This window comes from Pseudonocardia sp., assembly GCF_025965585.1.
In the GTDB taxonomy this organism is placed as follows: Bacteria; Actinomycetota; Actinomycetes; order Mycobacteriales; family Pseudonocardiaceae; genus Pseudonocardia.
On record NZ_JAOPWR010000486.1, the window covers coordinates 1 to 5,054 of the forward strand.

At 73.5% G+C, this 5,054-nt stretch carries 7 protein-coding genes and 1 pseudogene; 7 read left to right on the forward strand and 1 reads right to left on the reverse strand.

All coding sequences use genetic code 11. The annotated features are described in order from the left end of the window. Positions 1-267: pseudogene (locus JWR81_RS30005) on the reverse strand (SAM-dependent methyltransferase); the annotation flags it as partial. Between the two features lie 599 nt (positions 268-866). Here JWR81_RS30005 and JWR81_RS30010 point away from each other — a divergent pair. The 7 genes from JWR81_RS30010 to JWR81_RS30040 all read left to right on the forward strand — a co-directional run. Then, a complete protein-coding gene (locus JWR81_RS30010) occupies positions 867-1,481 on the forward strand; it encodes an HhH-GPD-type base excision DNA repair protein (protein ID WP_297660542.1) in 615 nt (204 codons plus the stop codon). A gap of 40 nt (positions 1,482-1,521) precedes the next feature. Continuing rightward, positions 1,522-1,932, forward strand: a complete 411-nt coding sequence (locus JWR81_RS30015) for a helix-turn-helix transcriptional regulator (protein ID WP_297660545.1) — start codon at positions 1,522-1,524, stop codon at positions 1,930-1,932. 143 nt (positions 1,933-2,075) lie between these two features. Next, the gene (locus JWR81_RS30020) at positions 2,076-2,777 is read left to right on the forward strand and encodes an energy-coupling factor ABC transporter permease (protein WP_297660556.1); all 702 of its coding nucleotides are present in this window, start codon (positions 2,076-2,078) and stop codon (positions 2,775-2,777) included. Position 2,778: 1 nt separating this feature from the next. Next, on the forward strand, positions 2,779-3,093 hold the full coding sequence (locus JWR81_RS30025) for an energy-coupling factor ABC transporter substrate-binding protein (RefSeq protein WP_297660559.1): 315 nt from the start codon (positions 2,779-2,781) through the stop codon (positions 3,091-3,093). Beyond that, the gene (gene cbiQ, locus JWR81_RS30030) at positions 3,093-3,827 is read left to right on the forward strand and encodes a cobalt ECF transporter T component CbiQ (protein ID WP_297660562.1); all 735 of its coding nucleotides are present in this window, start codon (positions 3,093-3,095) and stop codon (positions 3,825-3,827) included. Before JWR81_RS30025 ends, cbiQ begins: the two co-directional genes overlap by 1 nt. Beyond that, a complete protein-coding gene (locus JWR81_RS30035; RefSeq protein WP_297660565.1) occupies positions 3,824-4,672 on the forward strand; it encodes an energy-coupling factor ABC transporter ATP-binding protein in 849 nt (282 codons plus the stop codon). Before cbiQ ends, JWR81_RS30035 begins: the two co-directional genes overlap by 4 nt. 107 nt (positions 4,673-4,779) lie before the next feature. Then, positions 4,780-5,054 (forward strand): DUF3099 domain-containing protein (locus JWR81_RS30040; protein WP_297660568.1); only part of this gene is annotated, 275 nt, incomplete at its 3' end.

The window sequence follows — 5,054 nt, forward strand, 5'->3', positions numbered from 1 at the left end:
GGCCACCGCGTCGGCGGGCGCGAGCGGGGCCAGCGCCGCGGCGACGGCGGCGTCCGGCTCGACGGCGCCGAGCAGCAGCAACCGGACGAGCACGCCCAGCTCGCCGCCGTCGGCGCTCGCGCGGAACGCGGGCTCGACCTCGCCCCGGCCGAGTGCGGCGTGGGCGCCGTGGCCGAGCAGGTCGCGCACGCCGTCGGTGGTGTAGCGGGCCCTCGACAGGGCGGTGCGGAGCGCGTCGGCGGTGGCGGGGGAGAGGTGGGGCAGCACGCCCGAAGTCTCTCCGACGGCCGGTGTGTTCAGGTCGGCGACCCGCGAAGCGGGCTGACCCCGCGAGTGGGCCGGTCTGCGTCCCACTTCTCGGCGGAGATGCCGACGGTGCCGAACTCGCCGGTCGGGGGTCGGCGGGCACCGTGAACGTGCCACGGAACGTCGTGCCGTCCTGTGCGAGCGACCCCAGCACCACCATCGTCGAGGCGGTGGGGTCCATGAGCCAGGCGTCGTGGTGCTCGCGCAGGCGGCGCAGCGCGAACCCGTGTACGACCGTCGCGTGCCGGTCGTGGAGCGCGCGACACCGTCGGGGCGCCGGGAGGGAAGCGCCGGACGAGAATGCTCTCGTCGGGGCGTCCCGGCCGGAGCCGATGGACGGACCCGCTCCCGGTCACCCCGTGATCACCCGCGCGATCCCCGGTGGCCGATCACCGTGCCGTCGGCCGGGTCCGCCCGCACCGGATCGCTCTCGTCGCGGTCGGTCAGCGGACAGATCGCGCCGCGGTCCTGGATGCGGTCGTCGACGTGCCCCGACGGGACGGAGAGCCCGCGCCGGACCCGAAGCGGTACCAAGGTCCTGCCGATCCGGCCCGACCTGGATGCGCCTTTCGGGAAGTACGCTGCTCGGCGTGCCTCTCAGCCTCAGCCAGGACGCCGAATCCGACGCGCTGCTCGACCGCGACCCCCTCGCCCTGCTGATCGGGATGCTGCTCGACCAGCAGATTCCGATGGAGCACGCCTTCTGGTCGCCCGCGGAGCTGGCCCGGCGGCTGGGCCGCGACAGCCTCGACGCCCGCGAGATCGCCGACTACGACCCCGAGGCGTTCATCGCGATCTTCGCGACGCCCCGCGCGCTGCACCGCTACCCGAAGTCGATGGGCGGCCGCGTGCAGACGCTGTGCCAGGCGATCGTCGACTCCTTCGACGGCGACGTCACCCTCATCTGGCGCGACGTCACCGACGGCACGGAGCTCTTCGCGCGGCTCCTAGGGCTGCCCGGGTTCGGCAAGCAGAAGGCTCAGATCTTCACCGCGCTGCTGGGCAAGCAGCGCGGGATCACGCCGTCGGGCTGGCGCGAGGCCGCGGGCGGGTACGGCGAGGACGGCGTGTTCAAGTCGGTGGCCGACGTCGTCGACGGGGCCACGTTGGGCAAGGTGCGTGAGTACAAGCAGGCGGCGAAGTCCGCGGCCAAGGCGGGCGCGGCGAAAAGCTGAGAGCCGGGGCCGCGGCCGGCGAGCGGCTAGCATCGGGAACGTGCACCAGGTTTCCGAGCTGCGACGCGACGTGCGCGTCATCGACCCCGACCAGGTTTGCGACGCCACCGCCGTCCTCTCCGACGGCGTCCAGGTGCAGCACGCCGCCACGGTGCTCGACGCCCTCGGCGACGTGCACCGGCTGAGCATCCTGCTGGCGTTGCACCACGCCGGCGACCTGTGCGTGTCCGACCTGGCGTTCGCCGTCGGGATGAGTGACAGCGCGGTCTCGCACGCCCTGCGGCTGCTGCGCGCCCACGGCATGGTCGCGGCCCACCGCGAGGGCAGGCTGGTGCGCTACCGCGTCACCGGCGGCCTCACCGAGCGGCTGCTGAACGTGGTGTCCGAGGGCGTCGTCGGCGCGGTCGTCCTGCACGCGCACGGCGCCGCCTCCGACCACATCGAAGTCTGACCGTCACTCGTCCGCGCCCTTCGGGCGTGTCACACAGACGTCAAAATATGAGTGACTGTTCAGTCTTGCAGTCGGGATGAATCGGCGCATAGGGTCCCGAACCGGACGCCGAGGACGGCCGTCCCACGGAACCGGGAGCCGCCATGCACATCGCCGAGGGGTATCTGCCGCCGCTGCACGCCGTCGCCTGGACGGTGGCCGCGGCGCCGTTCCTGGTGCATGGGGCGCGCGCCGTCGTCCGGCAGGTCCGTGACGAGCCGGAGACGAAGCTGCTGCTCGGCGCGGCCGGCGCGTTCAGCTTCGTGCTCTCGGCGCTGAAGATCCCGTCGGTCACCGGGTCGAGCTCGCATCCGACCGGTACCGGGCTGGGCGCCGTGCTGTTCAAACCCCCGGTGATGGCGTTGCTCGGCACGATCGTGCTGACGTTCCAGGCGCTGCTGCTGGCGCACGGCGGCATCACGACGCTGGGCGCCAACGCGTTCTCGATGGCGATCGTGGGGCCGTGGGTGGCGTACGGCGTCTACCGGCTGGTGGGCAGGCTCGGCGGTGGCCTGACGCCCGCGGTGTTCCTCGCGGCCACGCTCGCCGACCTCTCGACGTACTGCACGACGTCGGTGCAGCTCGCGCTCGCCTACCCCGACGCGGAGTCGGGGGTGTTCGGGGCGGTGGTCAAGTTCGGGTCGATCTTCGCGATCACGCAGATCCCGCTCGCCGTCAGCGAGGGCCTGCTCACCGTGCTGATCGTCCGCCTGCTGGTGCGGGTGAGCCCGGCCGAGCTGACCCGCCTCGGCGTGCTGCGCCGTCTCGCCCCCGCCCCCGCCCCCGCCGCAGCCCGGGAGGCCTGAGATGTCCCGCTCGACGATGGTCAACTGGCTGCTCGTCCTCGCCGTGCTGGTGCTCGCCGCCGCGCCGCTGCTGATGGGCAGCGAGACGGAGTTCGGCGGTGCCGACGGGGTGGCGGCCGAGCAGATCGAGGCGCAGAACCCCGGCTTCGAGCCGTGGTTCACGCCGTTCTTCGAGCCCGCGGCGGAGACCGCGTCCGGTCTGTTCGCGCTGCAGGCCGCGATCGGGGCCGGGTTCCTCGGCTACTACTTCGGCGCGGCCCGCGCGCGCCGCAGGCTCGCCCGCGAGGCCTCCGGCGTCGATCCGGGTCGGGACTGATGCACGCCCTCGACGCGCTGGCCTACACCAACCCGTGGCGCCGTCGTCACCCCGCGGAGAAGGCGCTGCTCGCGCTGGGCCTGCTGGCCTGCGCGGTGGCGCTGCCCCCGTGGCCGGGCTCGGTGCTGGTGGGTGCGGTGGCGCTCGGCGTGCTCCTCGGGCCGGTCGCGCTCGCCCCGGCGCAGGTGTGGCGGGCGGTGCGGGCGCCGCTGGTGTTCATCGTGGTCGGGTCGCTGCCGCTGCTCGTGGCCGTCGGGGGGGCCACGGTCCTGCGCTGGGAGCCCGCCGGCCTCGTCCCGGCCACCATGCTGGCCGGACGGGCGCTCGCGGCGCTGCTCTGCCTGGTGCTGTTCGCGGCCACCACCCCGCTCGCCGACACCCTCCCGCGGCTCGAACGCCTCGGTGTGCCCGCGGCCGTCACCGAGATCGCCGCGCTGATGTACCGGCTGCTGTTCCTGCTGCTCGACACGGTCACCACCGTCCGCGAGGCCCAGGCCGGGCGGCTCGGCTTCCGCACGTGGCGCACCACCTACCGGTCCGTCGCCGGTCAGGCGGGTGCGGTGTTCATCGGGTCGTTCGACCGCGCGCGGCGTCTCGAACAGGGGCTGGCGCTGCGCGGCTACACCGGCTCACTCAAGGTCCAGGTGGAGGCGCGGCCGGTGTCGTGGCCGTTCCTCGCCGTCACCACCGTGCTGCTGGTGGCCGTCGTCGCGGCGACGCTGATGCCGGCATGACTCCCGTGCTGGCCGCGTCGGGGCTGTGCTTCGCCTACGAGGCCGACCGTCCGGTGCTCACCGGGGCCGACCTCGCGCTGCACGCCGGGCGCCGCGTCGCCGTGCTCGGGCCCAACGGCGGCGGCAAGACCACGCTCTTCAGGCTGCTCGTCGGCGCGCTCGAGCCCGGGGCCGGGCAGGTGCTGCTCGACGGCGAGCCCGTGCGCCGCACCCGTCGCGGGCTGACGGCGCTGCGCGAGCAGGTGCAGCTCGTGCTGCAGGACCCGGACGACCAGCTGTTCGCCGCGAGCGTCGCGCAGGACGTCTCGTTCGGGCCGGTGAACCTGGGCCTTCCCACCGACGAGGTCGCCCGCCGCGTGGACGAGTCGCTGGCCGCGCTGTGCATCGCCGACCTGGCCGACCGGCCCACCCACCTGCTGTCGTTCGGACAGAAGAAGCGGACAGCCATCGCGGGCGCGGTCGCGATGCGGCCCCGGCTGCTCGTCCTCGACGAGCCGACGGCCGGCCTCGACCCGGCAGGGGTGGAGGAGCTGCTCGCCACCCTGGCCGACCTGCACGCCGCCGGCACCACGCCGGTGCTCTCGACCCACGACGTCGACCTCGTCTACCGCTGGGCCGACGAGGTAGCGGTCGTCGCCGGGGGAGCGGTGCACGCCGGACCGGCCGACGTCGTCCTCGGTGACGCCGGCCTGCTGCGCTCCGCCCGTCTCGGCCCGGCGTGGGCGCCGGCGGTGCACCGCCTGCTCGACCGGACCGGCGCCACCGACGCCGTGCGTCCGCGGACCGCTGCGGACCTGCACGCTCATCTCGGCGAACCGTCCGCCGAGGCCACCCGAATGCCCTGAACACGCCCCGGGGCCGACAGGCGGGCCCAACCACCGGGTGGCACCATGAGGCGACGGCGGACACACCGTCGAGAACTGCGCCTCCGGGCGCCAGCGAGGGAGTGACGGTGAGCGACCCTCAGCGTGCGGTGGATCCGGTGCTCATCACGGATGCACCGATGTCCTACGAGCAGGAACTGGCGGCCCGCAAGCACCGCTACAAGATCATGATGGGAATGCGGGTGCCCCTGATGATCCTGGCGGCCGTCTTCTACACGATCCCGTGGCTGGCCGTGACCCTGCTGATCATCTCGATCCCGCTTCCGTGGATGGCCGTGCTCATCGCCAACGACCGGCTTCCCAAGAAGAGCGAGGACGTCAACAAGTTCCAGGGCGACAAGAA